At 68.1% G+C, this 19,421-nt stretch carries 20 protein-coding genes and 1 pseudogene; 3 read left to right on the forward strand and 18 right to left on the reverse strand.

Annotation, left to right across the window (positions count from 1 at the left end; genetic code table 11):
* Nucleotides 1–134: 134 nt before the first annotated feature.
* From KZQ38_RS30835 to KZQ38_RS30875, 9 genes are all read right to left on the reverse strand, one after another.
* Complete coding sequence (locus tag KZQ38_RS30835; RefSeq protein WP_219447076.1) at nt 135–1,136, reverse strand: AvrD family protein; 1,002 nt, start codon at nt 1,134–1,136, stop codon at nt 135–137.
* Nucleotides 1,129–1,410 (reverse strand): phosphopantetheine-binding protein, encoded by a 282-nt coding sequence (locus tag KZQ38_RS30840; RefSeq protein WP_219447077.1) that lies wholly within the window; start codon nt 1,408–1,410, stop codon nt 1,129–1,131. Before KZQ38_RS30840 ends, KZQ38_RS30835 begins: the two co-directional genes overlap by 8 nt.
* Nucleotides 1,404–2,147 carry an SDR family NAD(P)-dependent oxidoreductase gene (locus KZQ38_RS30845; protein WP_219447078.1) on the reverse strand — a complete coding sequence of 248 codons (744 nt, stop codon included), beginning with the start codon at nt 2,145–2,147 and terminating at the stop codon, nt 1,404–1,406. Before KZQ38_RS30845 ends, KZQ38_RS30840 begins: the two co-directional genes overlap by 7 nt.
* Nucleotides 2,144–3,484: a class I adenylate-forming enzyme family protein gene (locus KZQ38_RS30850; RefSeq protein WP_219447079.1), complete on the reverse strand. Its 1,341-nt coding sequence runs from the start codon at nt 3,482–3,484 to the stop codon at nt 2,144–2,146. Before KZQ38_RS30850 ends, KZQ38_RS30845 begins: the two co-directional genes overlap by 4 nt.
* Nucleotides 3,481–3,720 (reverse strand): hypothetical protein, encoded by a 240-nt coding sequence (locus tag KZQ38_RS30855; RefSeq protein ID WP_219447080.1) that lies wholly within the window; start codon nt 3,718–3,720, stop codon nt 3,481–3,483. The genes KZQ38_RS30850 and KZQ38_RS30855 overlap by 4 nt, the downstream gene beginning before the upstream one ends.
* Nucleotides 3,721–3,957: 237 nt before the next feature.
* Nucleotides 3,958–5,118, reverse strand: a complete 1,161-nt coding sequence (locus tag KZQ38_RS30860) for an LLM class flavin-dependent oxidoreductase (protein WP_219447081.1) — start codon at nt 5,116–5,118, stop codon at nt 3,958–3,960.
* A gap of 57 nt (nt 5,119–5,175) precedes the next feature.
* Nucleotides 5,176–6,282 (reverse strand): Gfo/Idh/MocA family oxidoreductase, encoded by a 1,107-nt coding sequence (locus KZQ38_RS30865; protein WP_257902580.1) that lies wholly within the window; start codon nt 6,280–6,282, stop codon nt 5,176–5,178.
* Nucleotides 6,283–6,325: 43 nt separating this feature from the next.
* The gene (locus tag KZQ38_RS30870; RefSeq protein WP_219447083.1) at nt 6,326–6,847 is read right to left on the reverse strand and encodes a flavin reductase family protein; all 522 of its coding nucleotides are present in this window, start codon (nt 6,845–6,847) and stop codon (nt 6,326–6,328) included.
* Nucleotides 6,848–7,011: 164 nt separating this feature from the next.
* The gene (locus tag KZQ38_RS30875) at nt 7,012–8,448 is read right to left on the reverse strand and encodes an MFS transporter (RefSeq protein WP_219447086.1); all 1,437 of its coding nucleotides are present in this window, start codon (nt 8,446–8,448) and stop codon (nt 7,012–7,014) included.
* Nucleotides 8,449–8,682: 234 nt separating this feature from the next.
* On the opposite strand from KZQ38_RS30875, the gene KZQ38_RS30880 reads away from it, so the two are divergent.
* On the forward strand, nt 8,683–9,105 hold the full coding sequence (locus KZQ38_RS30880) for a MarR family winged helix-turn-helix transcriptional regulator (RefSeq protein ID WP_219447088.1): 423 nt from the start codon (nt 8,683–8,685) through the stop codon (nt 9,103–9,105).
* A 30-nt stretch (nt 9,106–9,135) separates the two neighbouring features.
* On the opposite strand, the gene KZQ38_RS30885 is transcribed toward KZQ38_RS30880, so the two are convergent.
* From KZQ38_RS30885 to KZQ38_RS30925, 9 genes and pseudogenes are all read right to left on the reverse strand, one after another.
* Nucleotides 9,136–10,050: a helix-turn-helix transcriptional regulator gene (locus KZQ38_RS30885; protein WP_219447090.1), complete on the reverse strand. Its 915-nt coding sequence runs from the start codon at nt 10,048–10,050 to the stop codon at nt 9,136–9,138.
* Nucleotides 10,051–10,353: 303 nt separating this feature from the next.
* Entirely contained in the window at nt 10,354–10,959 is a 606-nt protein-coding gene (locus tag KZQ38_RS30890; RefSeq protein WP_219447092.1) for an AAA family ATPase, read from the reverse strand.
* Nucleotides 10,960–11,066: 107 nt separating this feature from the next.
* On the reverse strand, nt 11,067–11,771 hold the full coding sequence (locus KZQ38_RS30895; RefSeq protein WP_219447094.1) for an AAA family ATPase: 705 nt from the start codon (nt 11,769–11,771) through the stop codon (nt 11,067–11,069).
* 857 nt (nt 11,772–12,628) lie between these two features.
* Nucleotides 12,629–13,488, reverse strand: a pseudogene (locus KZQ38_RS30900) (IS5 family transposase).
* Nucleotides 13,489–13,674: 186 nt separating this feature from the next.
* Nucleotides 13,675–14,178, reverse strand: coding sequence for a DoxX family protein (locus tag KZQ38_RS30905; RefSeq protein ID WP_219447096.1), 504 nt, complete (start codon nt 14,176–14,178; stop codon nt 13,675–13,677).
* A gap of 207 nt (nt 14,179–14,385) precedes the next feature.
* Nucleotides 14,386–15,105, reverse strand: a complete 720-nt coding sequence (locus KZQ38_RS30910; protein ID WP_219447098.1) for an SDR family oxidoreductase — start codon at nt 15,103–15,105, stop codon at nt 14,386–14,388.
* 1 nt (nt 15,106) lies between these two features.
* Nucleotides 15,107–15,937: an oxidoreductase gene (locus tag KZQ38_RS30915; RefSeq protein WP_219447100.1), complete on the reverse strand. Its 831-nt coding sequence runs from the start codon at nt 15,935–15,937 to the stop codon at nt 15,107–15,109.
* 52 nt (nt 15,938–15,989) lie between these two features.
* The gene (locus KZQ38_RS30920; RefSeq protein ID WP_219447102.1) at nt 15,990–16,793 is read right to left on the reverse strand and encodes a helix-turn-helix domain-containing protein; all 804 of its coding nucleotides are present in this window, start codon (nt 16,791–16,793) and stop codon (nt 15,990–15,992) included.
* Nucleotides 16,794–16,948: 155 nt separating this feature from the next.
* Entirely contained in the window at nt 16,949–17,575 is a 627-nt protein-coding gene (locus KZQ38_RS30925) for a hypothetical protein (RefSeq protein ID WP_219447104.1), read from the reverse strand.
* Between the two features lie 946 nt (nt 17,576–18,521).
* Between KZQ38_RS30925 and KZQ38_RS30930 the strand changes: the two genes are divergently transcribed.
* Together KZQ38_RS30930 and KZQ38_RS30935 are read left to right on the forward strand one after the other, a co-directional pair.
* On the forward strand, nt 18,522–18,740 hold the full coding sequence (locus KZQ38_RS30930; protein WP_219447106.1) for a hypothetical protein: 219 nt from the start codon (nt 18,522–18,524) through the stop codon (nt 18,738–18,740).
* Nucleotides 18,741–19,216: 476 nt separating this feature from the next.
* A partial coding sequence (locus KZQ38_RS30935; protein WP_443706246.1) for an AfsR/SARP family transcriptional regulator occupies nt 19,217–19,421 on the forward strand: 205 nt, incomplete at its 3' end.

Below are 19,421 nucleotides of genomic sequence, written 5' to 3' on the forward strand. Positions count from 1 at the left end.
TGCTCGCCGCGTTGGTGCCCGAGCCTGCCGCGACGGCACAACTGCGGCCGATGGTCCCAGGCACAAGGAGCGCCGACGTCGTCCTCGACCGGGAACAGGATGACGATCGGCCCGGGGGCGACCTGAGTGCAGGCTCACGTCGGCAGCTCGTGGGCGAAACTGCAGCGGATGCCGATGCCGGCCATCCTGGCCTCGATGTCGACGCTACGCCACGTGCCGCCGCGCAGGGTGAGCAGCCGCTTCCCGACGAGGGTCGCAGAGGCGGGTAGTGCCACCTCGGCGCGGTCAGGCAGCGGAGGTGGTGGCGCCAGTGCCTCCAGGACGGTCTGCATCATCCACAGCGTGTTGCTCGTCGCTCTGGACAGGGAGTCCAGTTCGTAGAGCAGGACCTGAACGAGCTGGAGGTTGACCACGAAGGCGTCCACGAAGGTGACCGACGGTTGAAATCGGCCGCCAATGCCCCGATCCGCCACGTCGGGTTCCGGGGAGAAGTGGACTTCTGCCTGCGCGTCGAGGGTGTCCAAGTCGACGCGCACATCCCGCACGTGGTGCCGTCGGGACTTGAAAGCTTCGCCGTAGTACCGCCTGCCGCCATCGCCGAGAACGTCGTCGAGGTCGTCGTAGTTGCCCGGTTCCCGTCTCGAAGCACCGGTGGGGTGCTCGACCTCGCAACGCATCCGCAGGGATCCGACCGCGCAGTCGTACACGGACAGCGAATACGACGGCGTGGTCGCCTCGCTCCGTACCAGCCGAGTCGACAGCGGGATGTCCGTGAGGTCCTCCTGCGGCTCACCACCGGCGCGCAGTACCGCCTTGCGCAACCGGGCGCGGGCACGGTCGGCTGGGCTGAGGCCGAACCCGTGCGCGAGGTGCAATTCCGTCAGTTGAACGCCCAGCACGAGGGCGTCGACGGTACTCAGGTGCGGCCGTTGGTCCACATCGCCCTTCCTGGACCAGTCCGCCGGGTACTCGACGTCCACCCGTGCTCGCACACCGGGCTCGGAGAAGTCCGGCGGATCGACGGTGATGTCGCGGACTCGGTACCCGGCGCGCTGGTACCCGCGGGAGAAGAAGCGGTTCTCGCCCGGGCCCAGGTAGTCGTCGATCGAGGCCAGGAGCAGAGTGCTGTCAGCCATTGTCCAGCGCCCCTGCCGTCTTGGTCATCAGCGCTTCCTCGTACGCGGTGACCAGGTCCCGGATGGTCCGAACCTCGGCGATGGAGCGCTCGTCGCCGAACGGGTCAACGCCGAACGCGGACTCCAACTGCAGCAGCAACTGCGCCAGCATCAGGGAGTTCAAGCCGGTTGAGAGCAGCGGGTCGTCCAGGAGGTACTCGTCACCGCTGTCGTCGAGCAGCACAGCGGCGATTTCCCGCAGAACGACGCTTTCGACCTCTGGTTCACTCAACATGTGATTCCTCCGTCCACGACGAATGTCTGACCGGTGACGAAAGCAGCTTGTGGGGAGGCGAGGAAGGAAACCGCGTCCGCTACCTCCTCCGCGGTTCCCAGCCTGCCCAGCGGTGTGCGGCTGCGGATCTTCTCGCGGTTGGCCGACGTGATCTCCGCCGTCATCTCGCTGTCGAAGAAGCCGGGGGCGAGCGTGTTGACGCGGATGTTCAGCGGGCCGAGCTCCCTGGCCAGACTGCGGGTGAGCCCCTCCAGTCCGGCTTTGGCAGCGGAGTACGGCGCCACGCCCCGGTAGCCGCGGACGGCGTTGATCGATGAGATGTTGACGATCGAGCCGCCACCGCCGCGCATCATCGCGCGAGCACACACCTGGGCGAGCTGCATGGGGGCGACCAGGTTCGTGGTCACGATGTCCTGCATCCGCTGCGGAGCGGTGGTGAGGAACAACTCCTGGTGCAGCACGCCACCGTTGTTGACGAGCAGGTCCACCCGACCGAAGATCGACTCGACGGCGTGGGTGAAGCTCCTCAGGCTTGACGCGTGGTGCAGGTCCACGGGTTCCCAGTAGAAGTCCTTTGTGTACTTTTCGGTGGCCATCTCGGTGAAGTCGCTGGCGTTGCGGCTGAACGTGGCGACCTGCCAGCCGTTCGCCAGCATCCGCTCGACCAGAACCCGTCCCAGTCCTCGGCTGCCGCCTGTCACCACGCCGACGTTGCGTTGCGTCGCGGTGGCGTTCACGAGGCGCTCCTGATCTTCTTGAACCGGTCGGAGTGCTGATCGTCTTGGGAGACCTCGACCACGAGCGGCACCTTGTACGGCTCCAGGCGGCCGGCGCAGTGCGCTCGCACCCGCCTGGCGACCTCACGCGGGTCGATCGGCTCGGTCAGCTTGACGAGCGCGCTCACCACCTGGCCGGTGACGTGGCTGTGCCGTCCGGAAACCGTCGCATCGCCGACGAAGGGCAGTTCCAGCAGGACGTTCTCGACCTCGACGGGGTAGACCTTCTCTCCTCCCACGTTGATGATCTCCGACTTGCGGCCGAGGATTCGCACGTACTCGCCGTCGACCTCCACCGCGTCCTGGGTGTTGAAGTAGCCCTCGTCGTCGAAGGGTGCCGGGGCGTTGAGGTAGCCGAGCATCGCCATGTCCGACCGGACCCACAGCACGCCGTCGCGGACGCGGTAGTCGAAGCCGTCCCCGCCGAGTTTCATCCACAGGCTGTCGTTGGCACGCGATTTGGTCGACATGATGCCCAGTTCCGAGAGACCGTACGTCTGCTTCAACCGGACACCGGGCAGCGCCTCGTCCAGGCGCTTCAGGACGCCGAGTGGCATCGGCTCCGTCCCGTAGGTGATCAGTTGGAGCGAGCTCACGTCGTGCCGCCCGCAGGCACCCGAGATGAGCAGCATGTTGAGGAACGTCGGGGTAGTCGGCAGGATTTCGATGCGGTGCGCGGCGATGGCGGCGCAGACCGCGTCCGGTGTCCTCGCTGCCAGGGTGACCAGCGTCCCGCCCCGGCTGAGGGTGTGCAGCACGGTGTTGATGCCGCCGATGTGGTCGAGGTTGAGGAAACCGGCCGTCCGCTTCGGGCGGTGAACCTCGCCGTACTTGGCCAGGACCTTCGAGAGGTCCAGCACGGAGGCCTTGCTGCGGCCGGTGGTTCCCGAACTGAACAGGACGAGGCCGGGGACGCCGTCATCGCGCAGCCGCCGATACAGCTCGTGGTCGGCCCTGCGGTCGGTGTCGTGGTGGGAACGGCCGTGCGCGTCGAGGGTGATCACCGCCTCTACCTGGGCGATCTCGTGAAACTCCGCTCGTTTCGCAGCGGACAACGGGGCCAGCGGGACGGAGATGGCGCCGCGGGCGATCAGCGCGAGAAGTCCGGCGCAGGCCGCGACACCGCTCACCGACTCCAGCGCCACCACCTGCCCCGCGCGGACGCCCTTGAGGTCGAGGTAGTCCTGCCACTCCACCGCCAAGTCGAGAAGCTCCGCGTAGCTCACCACGCGTCCGTCGTGGACGATCGCCTCGGCATCGCCGAAATCGTGCATTCGTTCCAGGAACCACGCGTTCATGCGTTCTCCGGTGTCTCTTGGTGGGCAGGTGCGAAGTGCAGCCCGGTCGTGCCCTGCGGCAGGACGCCCAGGCCGTCGGCGGTGAGGTGCGGGACGGCTTCGGTGCCGACTCCCGGTGGGGTCTCGAAACAAGTGCTGTCCACCCCTTCCTGGGATGAACTGTTCTCGGCCGGTGAAGTGGCCGGGGTGACGTCTACGGCGGAAAAGGCCAATCGGGTGCGGATATCCCCGCTCATGCACTCATCATCGCGTTGGTGCGCGGCATTTCCCAGACTCCGCTGTCACCATTTGTGGTGGTGTCACCGTCGTGAAGACCGCCGCCGGGGGAATCATCGCCGTGAACAACAAGCTCGCGGACGCCGCGTCGAAACGGCTCCCACTGCTCACGACGGCACAGAGCCCCGCGGCCCGATGTGCCGCGGGGCTCTGTGGTTGCGCTGCGCCGTGCCTGGGGACACCCGGCGCAGCGCCGGTCAGCGGGTCGTGGTGCTCCTCTCGCGTTCCATCCGCTCACGCCGGGCGGCGGTGTGCGGGAAGAGGTGCCGGTTGTCGATGCTCCACTGAACGGACTCGTCGCCGCGCTTCGTGGTGCCGGAGAACCGCGGGGCGACCTGCTCCGCCAGCAACTCGTAACTCCGCTTCGTCTTGTCGAACGAAGCCCAGTTCATGCCGTACACCAGGAACGAGCCGAAACCACCGGTCCGCTCCTGGAGGTTCTCGATCGCCTCGACCGCATCCTCCACCGAGCCGATGATCGCCAAGCCCCTCTCGACGCCGACCTCCAGCTCCTGGCCGGGCTGGACGCCCTCCATGCCGGCGGCCACGTCGAAGCCGGCGGCCTTGCCCCAGTAGTTCCAAAGCCAGTCGGAGAAGCCCTCACGCGCGTCGCGGTAAGCCTCCTCCCTCGTCTCCGCGATGTGCAGCGGGACGACGACCCGCCACGTGCTCCGGTCCGCTGCGTTGCCGTGCTCCTCGGCGGACTCCTCCAGGTAGCGCCACTGTTGCGCCAGGTCGACGCTCGGCAACCCGGGTGGAGGTGCGCCCCACGACACCAGGCTGAGTGCGAACTGCCCGGCCACCTTGGGGCTGTTGGCCGAGCCGACGCTCGAGATGGCCATCTCGATTCCCGGCTTGCTGTAGCGGGGGAGCTGCATCTTGGCGTCCTGCAGCACGAACCAGTCGGTCTTGGCGCTCACCCTGCCTTCACCGTTGACGAGTTCCCGCACGACGGGAATCGCTTCACCTGCCATCCGCTTCAGCTCGTTCTGGTCCACCCCGAGCTGGTAGGAGTCGTTCGGCGTCGCGCCGGGGCCAACGCCGAGGATGTAGCGTCCACGGGAGAGCTGGTCGAGCATGATCGCCCTGGTTGCGACGTGGTACGGGTGGTGAAAGGGCAGGGGCACCACGCCGTTGGCCAGCTTGATCTGCTTCGTTCGCATGGCAGCCGCCGCGATCATGGTCTCCGGCGCGCCAATCGTCGGCCAGGCGAGGGAGTGGTGCTCGCCGAACCAGACCTCGTCGTAGTTCAGCTCGTCCAGGTGCTCGACGAGTTGGAGGTCGCGGCGGATGGTGAGGTGCGGATCCTGTCCCGGTGCGTGCAGTGGTGACAGGAAGACTCCGATTCCGCTGTGCATGGTGGCTCCTTGACTGGAACTGGAAGCGATGGGCGGACAAGGGCTCCGCCGGGAGGGCTACTGGCGCCTTCCGGTGGCCGCGGCGCGGGTGATCCGGTCCAGCAGCCGGTGGTGCTCCGTCGCGTGGGCGAAATCGGGAACGGTGGAGGTGCCGGCCTCGATGTCGGACCGCAGCAGGTTGTAGGCGTGCGCGACTCCCGACCAGACCTCGCTCACGCCGGGGATGGCGTGGTAGATCGCGGGAGTCGTCAGTTCGGACAGCTTGGCGTCTTTGCCGCGGGCGCCCCACAGGGTGAACTGGCCGAACTGCAGGTGTCCGGAGTCTCCGGCCACGACCAGGTCGCCTTCGGAGCCGTTGATCTCCCACAGCAGGTTCGTGCCCCGGCTGGAACCGCCCCGGAAGTGCATCGAGGCGACAGCGCCGCTCTCCAGCGTGCCGGTGACGGCGATCTGGTCCTCCGCGGTCTGCCGGACCGGCTTCCCGGTGTCGGCGTTGCTGATCGTCGGCCGTCGGGTCGCCGTGGTCGCGTTCAGCTCGGTGAAACCGGACAGGCACAGGGTGAACGCGTCCAGGGTGTGTCCGAACGGGACGGTCATCAGGGTGGCGCCGTTGTCGCGGTCGGCGGTGTACTCGTTGCGCGAGGGGACCGTCGCACCCCAGCCGCCGCCCGACGCCACGATGCTCGTCGACAGCACTTCGCCGACGTAGCCGTCCTTCACCAGGTCGTGGAGGTAACGCACGGAGGGGTGCGATCGGGCTTGCAGACCCACAGCCGTCCTGACCCCGTGCTCGGCGGCGAGCGCCGCGAGTCCGGCTGCCTCCTCGGAACCGGTGGCCAGCGGCCACTCGCTGAACACCACCTTCCGCGCCTCGAGCGCGGGAACGATCAATTCGCGGTGGAGGGGGACCTTGACCGCCACGACAACGAGGTCGATGTCGTCGTGGGCGGCCAAGTCGGCGACACTGGTGAACGACAGCGGGACGCCGAACTCCGCGGCGGACCGCGCGGCCGACTCGGGCGTCGAACCCACCAGTCCGCGCACCTCGAAGCCGTCCACCGCGCGCAGTGCGGGAAGGTGACCTCGCGCGCCCCAGCCGCCGTTGGCGCTGAGGCCGACGATCCCTACCCCGAGGGGCTTCCGGGGGCTTGTGCTGTTCATCATGGAGTAGGTACCTTCTCTTTCCTCGCTCGTGGACCCGCCTCGGCTACGCGGCGGCCAGCCGGCCGTACGAACCGCGGTAGAAGACCAGCGGGGCGCCCACGTGGTGTGCGCCCACGTGGTGTACCCGCGCGATGACGACCACGTGGTCGCCGGTCGGGTGCTCTGCTTCGACTGAGCACTCCAGCCAGCCGATGGCGCCTTCCAGGATCGGCGCCCCCTGGGGTGTTCCGGTCCACCGGAGTCCTCGGAACCTGTCGGAGCCACTGGTGGCGAAACGTTCACTCGTCTCACGCTGGGCCTCACCGAGGATGTTCACGCAGAACCGTTCGGCGGCTCGGACCTTGGGCCAGCTCGAGCTGGTGTGCGCGATGCAGAAGAGCACCAAGGGCGGGTCGAGCGAGACCGACGTGAACGAGTTGACGGCCAAGCCCGCGGGCTGCGAGTCCCCGGCGTCGAGTGCGGTTACCGCGACCACGCCGGTAGCGAACCTGCCCAGAACGGTGCGGAATTCCTTCTCGTCGAATGGAGCGGAAATGTTTGGAGTGGGAATCACCGGTGAGGACATGCGTCCATCATCCGGCCGGTACCCGCGGCTGAACAGTGCGTGCTCGACATAGTGGTCGCGCCAACACCCGGTCGAGCGCGATCCCGTTCATATGCGCGCCGGAAGAACGCGGGTGGCCGTCCGCGGGTTCCTGGCGAGCACCGCGGACGGCCACCTCGCGAACGTCACGCCTTTTCCACCGGCGCTTTCCCGGCGGTCCCCTCCGCCGCCGCGGTCGACTTCGCCCTGGGCAGTGCCAGCGCGAACACGACGGAAAGCAGGATCAGCACCGCCGAGGTGTACTCGGCGACCTGGAGGCCCGTGGACAGTCGGTCGGGCGACGGGTCGGGGCCGCTGACCGTGCTGGTCACTCCGACCAGCACCGCCAGGCCCACGGCGGCACCGACCTGTTGACCACTGGTCGCCAGCCCGGACGCCAGGCCCTGAAGCTCGTTCTCCACCCCGGACGTCGCGGCTGCGAACATGGACGTCCACAGCACGCCCTGGGCCAGGCTGAACACCACGATGCCCGGCGTCATCTGGAGGAAGGTCGAACCGCTGTCGAGGAACGCCGCGAACAGGGCGGTGCCGATCGCCCCGACCACCAGGCCGAGGACGAGCGCGGAGCGCACCCCGATCGCCGTCGACAGCTTCCCGCCGAGCAACGAGCCGATCAGGATCAGCGCGCAAGGCAGGATGTACGCCAACCCGGTGTTCAGGGCGTTCCAGCCACGCACTTCCTGCAACGCCAGGGTGATGAAGTACGCGCTGGCCCCGAAGGTCGCCATGAAGCTGAACGTGATCAGGGTGCCGAACCTCAGGTTGCGGTTCCTGAACACGCGTAGCGGCACCAGCGGGTCCGTCGACCGGGACTCGATGAGGACGAACGCCGCGACGAACAGCGCGGCCCCGACGAAACTGCCCAGGGTGAGCACATCGGTCCAGCCCGCCTCGGGGCCGTTGACCAGTCCGAACACCAGCAGCAGCGCGCCGGCGGTGACGGTCACCCCGCCGGGCAGGTCGAGCCCACCCCGGCGTGCGGTCACGGTGTCCGGGGGGACGACGAGCAACGCGAGGAGGCCCACACCGACCGCGAGCGGGACGTTGACGAAGAAGACGGCCTCCCAGCCCATCGTCTGGGTCAGCACGCCACCGAGCAGGGAGCCGACCACCATGCCGCTGCTGCCGGTGGCTCCCCACACCCCGAGGGCACGGTTGCGTTCCTTGCCCTCCGCGAACATGGTGGTGATCAGGGACAGCGTGGACGGGCCGAGCACGGCGCCGCCGAGGCCCTGGACAGCGCGGGCGAGCACGAGGAGTTCAGGGGACTCCGCCAACCCGCCCGCCACCGACGAGATCGCGTACAGCGCCAAGCCCACGAAGAACAACCGGCGTCGTCCGAGCAGGTCGGACAGCCTGCCGCCGAGCAGCAGGAACCCGCCGAACGTGACGGCGTACGCGCCGATCACCCACTGTAACTCGTGGCTGGAGAAGCCGATCCCCGCTCCGATGTCGGGCAGCGCGACGAACACGATGCTGTAGTCCAAGGCGATGATCAGTTGGGCGAGTGCCAGGGATAGCAGGACCAGCGCCGGATGCCGTACGGCACGTGACGTTGTCATGACTGCCGTGCACCTCTCTCGATCGGTGGGGTGGTCACGGCGAAGACGGACGAGGGCACGTCCCACCCCCAACGAGCCAATCGGTTGCAGCTCGAACAGTAGCAACTCGAAGCGTATGGTAACTACGCGTCTCAGGCAGGGCAATCCTGTCCACACGAAGCATCGATCTAGTATACTTCGAGTTGTTAATATTCAGTGATCGGCTGGATGTGGGAGGCCGACTATCATGGACGCATGGCGACGCCCAAGAGACCGGCCCCTCTTCCCGCTGGTGAGGTATGTGGCCTGGTCAGCGCGCTATCGCAAGCGATGGACCGGCACACCCGCAAGGTTGCGGAGCAGTTCGGCCTCACCGCGGCGCAGGCGGTCGCCCTGCGGGAGCTGCCTGAGCCTCGTACTCTTCGCGCCTTGGCGGAGCGGATGCACTGCGAAGCCTCGAACGCGACGTTCGTCGCCGACAAGCTGGAGGAGATGGGCCTGCTGGAGCGGCGGGTTCACCCCACCGATCGTCGTGCCAAGTTGCTGTACCTGACCCCTGAAGGTGCCGCGCTGCGCAAGCAGGTGGTCAAACAACTGGGTGTCGACGCCCCGCTCGGCCGGCTCAGCGAGGAGGAGCAGCGAGCCTTGCACGAACTGCTCGTCCGGGCTGTCAGGTGACGCGCGAGGCGACCTCGGCGAGCGGACTCCTCACCTCGTGTCCGAGCCGTCCACCCATCGGTTGATCCGGTCGGCGGCGTCGGCGGATCGCGGGCGGAGGAGGACCAACTTCAGGCCGGAGCGAGAGGTGACGTCAAGCGAGAGGCGGGTCAGCGGCAGCTCGCCCAGTTCCGGGTGGTTCAGGACCTGGACAATGGGCGGTTCGTCATTGACGTGGTACCGGTCCCAGAGCTTCGCGAACACCGGGCTCGTGTCCCGGAGCCTGGTGATCAGCGCGTCCAGTCGCGCATCGCCCAGCATCTCCGCGCTCTCCGCCCGGAAGTGCGCGACGGCGTTTGCCGCCTCCTGCTCCCAGTGCGGGAAGCGATTCGCCGCCTGCGGGTGGTTGAAGAGCAGGTCGAGGTAATTCGTCCACTGCCCCTCGATGCCGAGCAGGCGAACGGCGGTCGAGTTGGCCACATCGATGTCCCAGTAGCAGTCGAGCACGTACGCGGGATTCGGCAGGAAGCCGTTCACGGCGCTGGTGCTCAGTTCTCGGTGGTTCTCCGGTGACAGTCGGGGCGAGGGCGTCGCGTAGCCCGCCAGGCGCATCATGTACTGCCTTTGGCCTTCGTTGAGGCACAGGGCGTCGGCGATCGCGGCCAGGATGTTCGGCGATACGTTCTTCGCCCTGCCCTGTTCGATCCAGGTGTACCAGGAAGCTCCGATACCCGCCAGCATGGCGACTTCCTCGCGGCGCAGTCCCGGAAGTCGCCGGGGTCCGGTGTTCGGTAACCCGACCTGTTGCGGTGTCACTTCGGCGCGCCGGGCCGCGAGGAAAACACCTAATTCCGCGAACTTCAAGTCGGTCAAACTCGACGCACGGCCGGCAGCGGTGATGCCGCTGCGGCGGACCTCGTGCACGGTGACGTTGGCGCTCGATCGGGTCGAACCGGTACCAGTCATCAATGATCCCCCCAGAAGCAATATCCACTGTCCACCTGTGGTGGAATTCGTTCGACATAGATGTCAGGCGACTCATGGTACAAGTTTCGTTCTATCCGGTGTGCCCTTCGTCGTGATCAGTCCGGGAACTCCGGCGTCTCGCCATTGAATCCCGGCCCTCATCTGCGGAGTCCCCGACCGTCATGACCTGCGTCGGGCAACGCCTCGGGGTGCGGCCGGTTGTGCTGTCGATGAAGTCGGGTTTCCATCGACAGCACAACCACATCTGTGATGTGTATCACCATGTCGTGTGGTGGCTGGCCCCTAGTGAGGAGACGGCACGTTCGGGAGCGCCAGCACCTGGGAGATCCGCTCCTCCACGGACCCGGTGACGACGTGCACGGGCAGGCCGAGTTTCCCCAGCGTCTCGAGCATGAGCTTGTCGGACAGCACTCGGAAGGACTCGCTGATGGGCAGGGGGTCGACCGCGAGCGGCACCTCCACCGGGCAGTGGACGAAAAGGTCGTAACCCGTGCGCGCGTGCTCTTGCGCCAACAAGCTGAGCTGGTCGACCACTTCCTCGTAGATCCCGGTGTTCCCGGAGCGCACGGCTGTCTTCACGTCGGCGGCGGGCTCGGGGTACCGCCCCACCGCGAGCCGCACCTTGGTGTAGACCCACTCGTGCAGGACGGAACCATCGGACAGGAACCCGTTCTTGAGCGAGGATTCCTCGACGGAGCGCTCGATGAAGCGACGGGCGGCGAGTTGGATCAGCTCCGATTCGGTCGTCTCCTCCAGGGGCTTGGGGGCGCCGCCCGCGGGATTCCGCATGGCGCTGCCGTGGGTGCGCCCGAGTCCGAGCCGCGCCGACAGTTCCGTGGTCAGTGTCGTCTTGCCGTTGCCGTACGCGCCGACGAAAGCAATCCTCACGAATTCATCTCCGTTCGTCCGGGTGTCGAGAGCGGTGGTGAGCCGCTCGCCGGGGTGGGGCACCGCGACGGCGGCTCGGCGCGGGCCGGCCACCATCGCCGCGCTTCTCAGGCCACGGTGTCGGCCAGCCGCTCGATCTCCGTGCGGGTATCGATCTTCGAGTAGTCCTCCTGTGCGTGGGCGATGGCTTCGTCGATGCTCATCTGCGGCGTGAACCTGAAGATGTCGAGCATTTTCTGCAACCGCTCGGGGATCGGTCCCCCGACGACGTGTACCGGGATGTCCTGCTCCGCCAGGGTTTCCAGCAACAGTCCCTCGGCGAGCGAGCGGAACCGCTCGTTCACCGGCCGGTGCCCGTCCTCCACGATCGGGAACTCGATGGGCAGGTGGACGAACACGTCGTAGGCTTTCTTGGCGTGCTGCACCGCCGGGACCTTGATCTGCTTCATGACCTCGGCGTAGAAGCGGACCTCGTCGGTCATCTCGACCGTCTCCAGGTCGACCGAGTCGTTCGGGTTGATGCCAACTTTGACCCGCACCGTCGCGTAGGCCCACTCGTGCAGCGACGAGCCGTCCGAGATGTAGTCGTCCCCCAGGTGGCTCTCGGCGACCGCACGGCCCTGGATGCGTCGCGTGATCAGCATGATGAGTTCCGCGCCGTTGCACTCCTCCAGCGTTTTGCCGGGGATGGAGATCGGGAGGATCTCCCTCATCGTGGGGGCGGCCGTGCGCGGAATGCCGGTCAGGTGCGAGAGTGCCATACTGGTGATGGTTTTGCCGACCGAATAAGTTCCGGAAATGGACAGTTTCATTCCTGCCTCTTTCTGGGGCCCGCTGGCGACCTCACTCCCGGGAAGTCGCGCGGCAGCTCATCTGGGTCATTTCCTGTGGAAAATACGTGCGGCTCAGTTGTTGCCGATTTGCCTGCTCCGGCGTTCATCGGCTATTCTCGTCCAACTCATGGACAATCATGACGAAAGATGTCAACCCGCCCCAGACTCCGTTGCCAACAGGGCCAATGGTGCCATCATCACGAAGCCTATCGTTAACACCAACAGTGATGCTTCTATTTGATCGTGGCCGGGCGGTGGGGAGTCGGAAGAGTTTGTGGCTGATGTAGTGCTTGCGAGAAGCCTCGTTGAGGCAGCGTTGCCCGGTGATCCTGGCAGCGGAGCGACGCCCATCAGGGCGGCGAAGGCGATCTCCGAGTGGGTGTGGCCAGGCGCGCAGGACGGTCGCGACGACGATTGGTGCCGAATTCGGACTCGGATCAGTTGCGGGACTTGGACGGTGACTGCCGGGGTCGGAGCACTGTGGTTGACGGCCGGTGCGTCGTCGCGTGCCCCCGTGCGGCGAGCCGAGCGGACCGCTTCGTCCCGACAGGCGGGCCAGGTGGAGCTCTGGCTCATCGCCACCACTCGGTGAGCGTTGCCCATGGGGGTGGTCGTCGGCGATGTGGCTTCCGATTTGGCCGGGTCGTTTTCGTTCTGCTGTGGCCGGTGGGCACCGGGGTGCCGTCGACGCAGGACGCGGTCACGGGTGGCGTCGGCCAGGCTTGGCGCGCGGCAGTCGGGGCAGCAGCGGCACGATCCGCCGGTGGGCGCGGGACACCGTGGGTAGGGAGGCCCGGTACATGTCCGCGACGACGGCTAGAGCGTGTCTTCGAAGGTTAGATCCAGAGCAGGATCGAGGCGATGGTGACCGCCGCCTGGTAGGACTCGCGGGTCTTGTCGTAGCGGGTGGCCAGGCCCCGCCACTGTTTGAGGTGGTTGAAGCAGCGTTCGACGACGTTGCGGAGTCGGTAGGTGCGGTGGTCGAAGGAAGGTGGTCGGCCGCCGCGTGAGCCTCGGTTGCGGCGGCCGTCGGCCTGGTCGACGCGTTCGGGGATCGTGCGCCGGATGGCCCGTCGTCGCAGGTAGGCGCGGATCGCGCGTGAGCTGTAGCCCTTGTCGGCGATCACGTGGTCGGGGCGGGTTCGCGGACCGCCCGACCCGATCCGGGGGACACGGATCGCCTCCATCACCTGCTCGAAGCGGGTGCAATCGTTGACGTTGCCGCCCGACAGCACGAACCCGAGCGGGCGGCCCCGACCGTCGCAGGCCAAGTGGAGCTTGGTGCTCAATCCGCCGCGGGATCGGCCGAGGGCGTGATCACCCGCCTCGCCGTGGCCGCGCGCCCCCTTTTGCCTCCGGCGGCGTGCTGGTGGGCACGCACGATCGTGGAGTCGACCGACACCAGCCAGTCCAGGTCGCTGGCGGCGTCGTGCTCCGCCTGGACCGCCCGCAGCATCCGCGAGAACGTCCCGTCCAACGCCCACCTGCGGAAACGGGTGTAGAGGGTCTGCCAGGAGCCGTAGCGTTCCGGCACGTCCCGCCACGCCGAGCCGGTCCGCAGCTTCCACACGATCCCGTTGAGCACCACACGGTCGTCCGAGCGGGGCCTGCCCACGGTCCCCGAGCCCGGCAGAAACCGCGACAACGCAGCCCACTCGACATCCGACAACTCATGACGACGCACCACGACACACATGATCCAACACCGCTTGATCACATTTGAAGACAGGCCCTAGGGGATGTTGGTGCGCAACAACAGTCGCTACCCGTTTCAAGGGAGCCGGCTGCGTGGTTGCCCGGGCGACCACCGCCAGGTCGTCAAGCAGGTGCCCGCCCGCCAACAGCCCTGATAGGGACCGCCCACTCACTCCGTACCAGGAAATCAGGGTGGGGCGGGGACCGGCGTCCCCGCCCCACCGCCAAGCCGGCACACGAATCGCACGCTCCGCGGCATGAGCGGATGTTCATCGAGCCAGTTGCCGCACCAGCGTCGCGGCGGCCGGTGCGAGGTGCGGCAGCGGGTGGTCTGGTAGGAGTGCGTCCGCACCGTCGTGGCCGCCGCTCTGAGGAAGTACAGGATCGGCCCCACCGCTGCCGCGACACCGATGACCGGGATGAACAAGCCCACGACCAGCCCGAGGGCTCCGGCCGACTTGGCCGCCAGCCAGTTCCACCACGACCGGGGCGCCCGGTACTGCTGGAGCGGTTCCACGTTCGTCCAAGCGGCCCTCGACCACACACCATCCGCCGACTCGAACCCGCGCACCAGCACAACGAGCCGAGACCGTCCCGGGTCGAGCCGCACCTGACCGGACCTCCGGCAATCGGCGGAAGCGAATCGCGCCGCCACCACCAAGCCGCCGACACGGCGTTGGTCGGGCGCCATCCCGTCTGAGCACCGCCATGATCACCCGCACGGGTGGCGTTGAGCGCGGCTGGAACGGGCTGGGAAACCAGTGCGCCCGCGCCGGTGGGCGGCAAGATCAGGCTGAGCACGCGTCGTCGACTCGCCGGCCGAGAACAGCGTCCGGCTCGCGATGGAGCTGGAGGGCGGCGAGGAAGCGGCGGTGGCCGCCCGGGTGCCGTACCGCTACTACCGCTGCCGTACCGGCCGGATCACCAGCTCGTTCACGTCCACACCGGACGGTTGGTTGATCGCGTACGAGATGGCTTCGGCAATGGCGTCCGACGGAATGCTGTTCGCACGGTAAGTGCGCATCCATTCCCTGGCACCGGCCTCCGTGATGGTGTCGGCGAGTTCGGACTCCACCACGCCGGGCGAGACCGTGGTGACGCGGATGCCCGGTTCCAGCTCCTGCCGCAGCCCTTCGGTGATCGCCCAGGCGGCATGCTTGGTGGCGGCGTAGACGGCTGCCGTCGGCGACACCTCGTGCGCGGCGATCGACGCCACCGTCACGAAGTGACCGCTGCCGGCACGCTGGAAGTGTGGCAGTGCTGAGGCGATCCCGTGCAGCAACCCGCGCACGTTCACGTCGATCATCCGGTCCCACTCGTCGACCAGCAGTGAGTCCATTCGGGACAGTGGCATCACGCCCGCGTTGTTCACGATCACGTCCACACGCCCGTGCCGCTCGACCGCACCGTCGACGAACTCCGCGACCTCCTCGCGGCCGGTCACGTCCAGTCGCCGGGTCTCGACGCTGCCGCCGTCGGCGCGGATCTCGCCGGCCAGCTCCGCCAGCCGGTCCTCCCGTCGCGCGCTGGCGACCACGTGGTGTCCTTCGCGCGCAAGGCGCAGTGCGGTCGCGTGGCCGATCCCGCTGCTGGCACCAGTGATGAGCACGACCTTCATGTCAGTTCTCCGGGTAGTCGGTGGACAGGGTGAGCGAACGCCACTCGTCGAACGTGGCGCGCAGCGTGTCGAGGCGAGCGGTCGCGATGTCGTAGGCGGCCTTGCCGAGCAGCAACCGCAGCGGCGGCTCGTCCGACTCGACCGCGGTGAGCACGGCCTGCGCGGCACGTGCCGGATCGCCGGGCTGATGTCCGTACGTGGCAAGGGTTGCGGTCCGACGCGCGCCCGCGGTCTCGGCGTAGTCGTCGATGACCGTCGCGGACTGGCGCATCGACGGGCCCGACCAGTTGGTGCGGAACGCGCCCGGCTCGACGATCGTCACGCGGATCCCCAACGGCGCGACCTCGGCGGCGAGCGACTCGGACAGACCTTCGACCGCGAACTTCGTCGCGTGGTAGTAGCCGGTCGCGCCGAACGCGGCCAGCCCACCCAGGGACGAGATGGTGACGATGTGACCGGACCGGCGGGCCCGCATACCTGGCAGCACGGCCTTCGTGACGTCGACGAGCCCGTGCACGTTGGTGTCGAACAAATTGCGGACCTCGGCGTCCTCTCCTTCCTCGATGGCGGCCAGGTAGCCGTAGCCGGCGTTGTTGACCAGCACGTCGATGCGGCCGAACGTGTCCTCGGCCGTGGCGACCGCGGCCGTGACCTGGGCGTGGTCGGTGACGTCGAGCGGGAGTACCAGGGCCCGTTCGTTCGAGCCGAGGTCCGCGACCTGCTCCGGGTCGCGGGCGGTGACCACGACACGCAGGCCGCGGTCGAGTGCGGCCGTCGCGATCGCGCGACCGAGACCGGTCGAGCAACCGGTGACGAACCAAACGGAGGTCATGAATTCTCCTTTTTCGGGCAGGGGCGAGCCCCGGTCCGTGCGAGATACGAACTCAGCGCGCGGTCAGGCTTCCCAGCAGCGACAGCGCCTCGGCGGACGGGCTGCCGGGGTCGGCCTGGTAGACGACCAGTTGCTGGCCTGGTGCGCTGTTCACGGTGAGCGACTCGTAGGTGAGGGTCAGCTCCCCGACGAGCGGGTGCCGGAAACGCTTGGTCTCCCGGGTCTTCTGGCGGATGTCGTGCCGGGCCCAGAGCCTGCGGAAGTCCTCGCTCTTGAGCGACAGTTCCCCGACGGTCCGGATGAGCCGCTGGTCGTCGGGGTCGGTGTGCGAGCGCAGGCCGCCGACGGTGTTGACGGCCACGCGTTCCCAGTCCGGGTAGAAGTCGCGGGCGTCCGGGTCGAGGAACACCAGCCGCACCAGGTCATTGCTGTACGTGTGGCCGGCGAACAAAGCCTCGCCGAGTTGGTTGTGGGCCAGCACGTTCATGCACCGCCCGAGCACGACCGCGGGAGTGCTGGTCCAGGCGGCCATCATGGCCACCAGCGCCGGGCTGACCTGCTCCTTCCGCGCACGTGGCCGCGGGCGGGGCCTGGCCAGGTCGTGCAGGTACGCCCTGGCCTCCTCGTCGAGGTCCAGCGCCCGCGCGAGCGCGTCGATGACCTGCGGCGACGGGTTCCGCTCGCGGCCCTGCTCGAGCCGCACGTAGTAGTCGGTGCTTACGCCGGCCAGCAGCGCGACCTCGATCCGGCGCAGGCCGGACACCCGCCTGCGGGTGCCGGGCGCCAGGTCGACGTCCTCCGGCCGCACCTGCGCGCGCCTGGCCTTGAGGAACTCACCGATCGCGTTGCTGTACACGACTTCGAGGCTAGTTCCGTTCGAGAACGGAAGGGTGGGTGTGTTACTCCCAGTGCCGCATCAGGCAACGTTCACCCTGCTGCAACGCGCCGCTTGGGTGGCGTGGGGAGACGGTTGGAGCACCAGGTGCCTTGATCGGACGTTGCTCGGACGGATCAGCCGAAGGCGGCCGTGAACAGGCGTACGTCGGGGTTGTCGCGGGTGCGGTAGGTGTACTGCCCGGAGCACCAGGACACACCCCCGGTGGTGTGCCAGTCGGCGGGCGGCCAGTAATGGCGGTGGGTGAGCAGTTCGGTCGCCACCGCGCGCTGGTGGCGTCTCGCGCCGACGGCCGTGAGCGCGGCGGCGACGAGGTCGTGTGCGGTGGGTGGGGTGGCGATATCACCCGTGGCCGGGAGGAGGAGCAGCAGGCGGGCGGCGGCGCTCAGCGTGGGATCGGGCTGCTGTGATGTGGCGACGAGTTCGTCCCAGGACAGGCCCGGACCGCGGAAGTTGCCGCTGAGGTGGGCGAGGGGGACGGCCGGTCGGTCGTCGGACGGGCTGAGCAGGTAGTCGTGACCGCTGTCGTCCGGGAAGTTGCACCACACGAGGTGCACGCGGTGACCGCCGCGAACGGGAACGGTGAACACCGGCCACCGGTCCTGGTCGCCCAGGTCCTCGTACAACGCGCTTATGTCCGCGGGGTCGACGTCGAACGCCTCCGCCGCGGAGTCGGCGCCGCCGGTCGACATGAGGAACAGCGCCCAGAACACCGGATCGCCGACCAGATCGGTTCGATCCACCAGGATGTCGTCCGGAACTGCCGGTACGAACCCCTCCACGTAACCGGGAATGCGCACCACCGCAGTCTTCCACAGGCATTCACACGTACTCGCCCTACGGGTTGACCGCTCGATTCAGCCGGCAGGCGACGTGGATCGAGCGGGCGACAGACGCGGACGCGGGTGCGGTGGCGAGGTTGACACACATCGAAAGCCAAGAGATCCGTCAGCCACGCCCACTGCTGCGGCTTCACGATCGGGCGTTGCGAGGCGCAGTGCGGCGAGCAGCTTCTCGACGCTGCCGACCAGGCGCTACCGTTCGTCGGCGTGCCTCGGCCGAAACTCGATGATCTGGGATGACGGGATGTCGTCGCCGGGTGCCGTCCACCAACAGGACACGGCCGCGGGTGGCGTCGGCCAGGCTCGGCACATGGCGGCGCAGCAGTCGGGGCAACAGCGGCACGATCGGCAGGTAGGCGTGGGACACCGTGGGCTGCGGAACCCGGTACATGTCGGCGACGCCGCCACGCCCGCCTGTCCGGCCGCGGTCGGCAGTCGCGGCGTCACGCCCGTGCCAGCAACAGTGCCCGGTCACCCCTTGGTGAGAGCCGTTGGGCGGACACGGATATCCAACGGGGGAAACCGGTCGCATGACCGGAGCAGCCCCTGGCGCGCGCCGGCCGCTCGGTCGGAGGGTGGCCTCGGCGTCCCGGTGCACGGGACGATGTGGTGGTGAGGTCGAACGCCGAACACGCCGGGGAACACCTGGTGGAGACCATCGCGTTGGCAACCGCCCTCGGCCGGGACCTGGTTGCGGTCCGGCTGGCCGGGTTGTCCACAGCGGAGGCGGCCAAAGCGGTGACCGACGCGGTCGTGGCCTGGTGCCGCGCCCGGGGTTGGGCCCCGGAGTTGAGATGCCCGGCCGGATAACCCGGGACGGTGGGCGGCGTGCCCGGCTGGACATTGTGTGCGCCCGGCCGTCCGGTCCGGCAAGGTCTGGTCGCTGCGCAGGCTGCTGGCCGAGGTCGACGCCGGGTGCCGCGCGCTGTGGGTGCGCCGGCACGGCCGCACCTTCGTCGAGGTGCCGGCCACGGTGGGCCCGGTCGACATCGCCGCGACCGCAGGCTGGTCCCGGTGGGTCGACCATCAGGACAGGGGCACGGAGGTGGTCGCCCGGCCCCTGTAGGCGACCACCAGCCTGCTGTCTGCGGTGAGCCCTTTCCGCGGTAGTCGCGGTAGATGCAGAAGGAGCCAGCCGGGCATTTGTTGACGCGTGCCGAGATCCTCGAAGTCGCGAGGTCGGCGAACCGGGTGACCATCGCGGTGGCCTACGCGGCCGGGTTCGATGACGACGGTCTCAGGGCTCGCGGTGGCGCTGGCCATCACCAGGGCCACCGTGATGCCGTCGGCCGCGGCGGACATGGCTCCCATCCGGTTTCAATGGTGTCAACGCAAGTGATTCCCGTCGACGTGGACGGTCCTGCCGTGGTGTGACCTCCGAACCGTCCGTTGGCCGAGAGCGACGTGTGCACCCGCTCCGGGCTTTCGGGGGTCCGAGACCGGCCTGGGACCACCGGTGGAGGGCCGACCGGGGGAAAATCCCGGCGATCGACCTGAACTCGGGGAGCGTACTGGTATCCCGGTTTGACACGGGAAGGAAGCGTGGTTCGGGGGTTCGTGATGGTGGTGGAGTTCGGGGTGCTCGGTGGTGTGCGGGCGTACCGGGACGGTGCGCCGGTGGACCTCGGGCATCCCCGGCAGCGCGGCGTCCTGGGCGTGTTGTTGGCGGAGGCCAACCGGCCCGTGCCCGTCGAGCGGTTGCTGGACCGGGTGTGGGGCGAACACCCGCCGCGCCGCGGCCGGGACG

Source organism: Saccharothrix obliqua, assembly GCF_019375475.1.
GTDB classification, from domain to species: domain Bacteria; phylum Actinomycetota; class Actinomycetes; order Mycobacteriales; family Pseudonocardiaceae; genus Actinosynnema; species Actinosynnema obliqua.

Bases quoted from the DNA above. Each gene is read 5' to 3' on its own strand.
- KZQ38_RS30835 (WP_219447076.1), bottom strand. From the start codon at position 1,136: ATGGCTGACAGCACTCTGCTCCTGGCCTCGATCGACGACTACCTGGGC.
- KZQ38_RS30875 (WP_219447086.1), bottom strand. From the start codon at position 8,448: ATGACAACGTCACGTGCCGTACGGCATCCGGCGCTGGTCCTGCTATCC.
- KZQ38_RS30860 (WP_219447081.1), bottom strand. From the start codon at position 5,118: ATGCACAGCGGAATCGGAGTCTTCCTGTCACCACTGCACGCACCGGGA.
- KZQ38_RS30880 (WP_219447088.1), top strand. From the start codon at position 8,683: ATGGCGACGCCCAAGAGACCGGCCCCTCTTCCCGCTGGTGAGGTATGT.
- KZQ38_RS30870 (WP_219447083.1), bottom strand. From the start codon at position 6,847: ATGTCCTCACCGGTGATTCCCACTCCAAACATTTCCGCTCCATTCGAC.
- KZQ38_RS30850 (WP_219447079.1), bottom strand. From the start codon at position 3,484: ATGAACGCGTGGTTCCTGGAACGAATGCACGATTTCGGCGATGCCGAG.
- KZQ38_RS30905 (WP_219447096.1), bottom strand. From the start codon at position 14,178: ATGGCGCCCGACCAACGCCGTGTCGGCGGCTTGGTGGTGGCGGCGCGA.
- KZQ38_RS30895 (WP_219447094.1), bottom strand. From the start codon at position 11,771: ATGAAACTGTCCATTTCCGGAACTTATTCGGTCGGCAAAACCATCACC.
- KZQ38_RS30910 (WP_219447098.1), bottom strand. From the start codon at position 15,105: ATGAAGGTCGTGCTCATCACTGGTGCCAGCAGCGGGATCGGCCACGCG.
- KZQ38_RS30915 (WP_219447100.1), bottom strand. From the start codon at position 15,937: ATGACCTCCGTTTGGTTCGTCACCGGTTGCTCGACCGGTCTCGGTCGC.
- KZQ38_RS30840 (WP_219447077.1), bottom strand. From the start codon at position 1,410: ATGTTGAGTGAACCAGAGGTCGAAAGCGTCGTTCTGCGGGAAATCGCC.
- KZQ38_RS30885 (WP_219447090.1), bottom strand. From the start codon at position 10,050: ATGACTGGTACCGGTTCGACCCGATCGAGCGCCAACGTCACCGTGCAC.
- KZQ38_RS30865 (WP_257902580.1), bottom strand. From the start codon at position 6,282: ATGATGAACAGCACAAGCCCCCGGAAGCCCCTCGGGGTAGGGATCGTC.
- KZQ38_RS30855 (WP_219447080.1), bottom strand. From the start codon at position 3,720: ATGAGCGGGGATATCCGCACCCGATTGGCCTTTTCCGCCGTAGACGTC.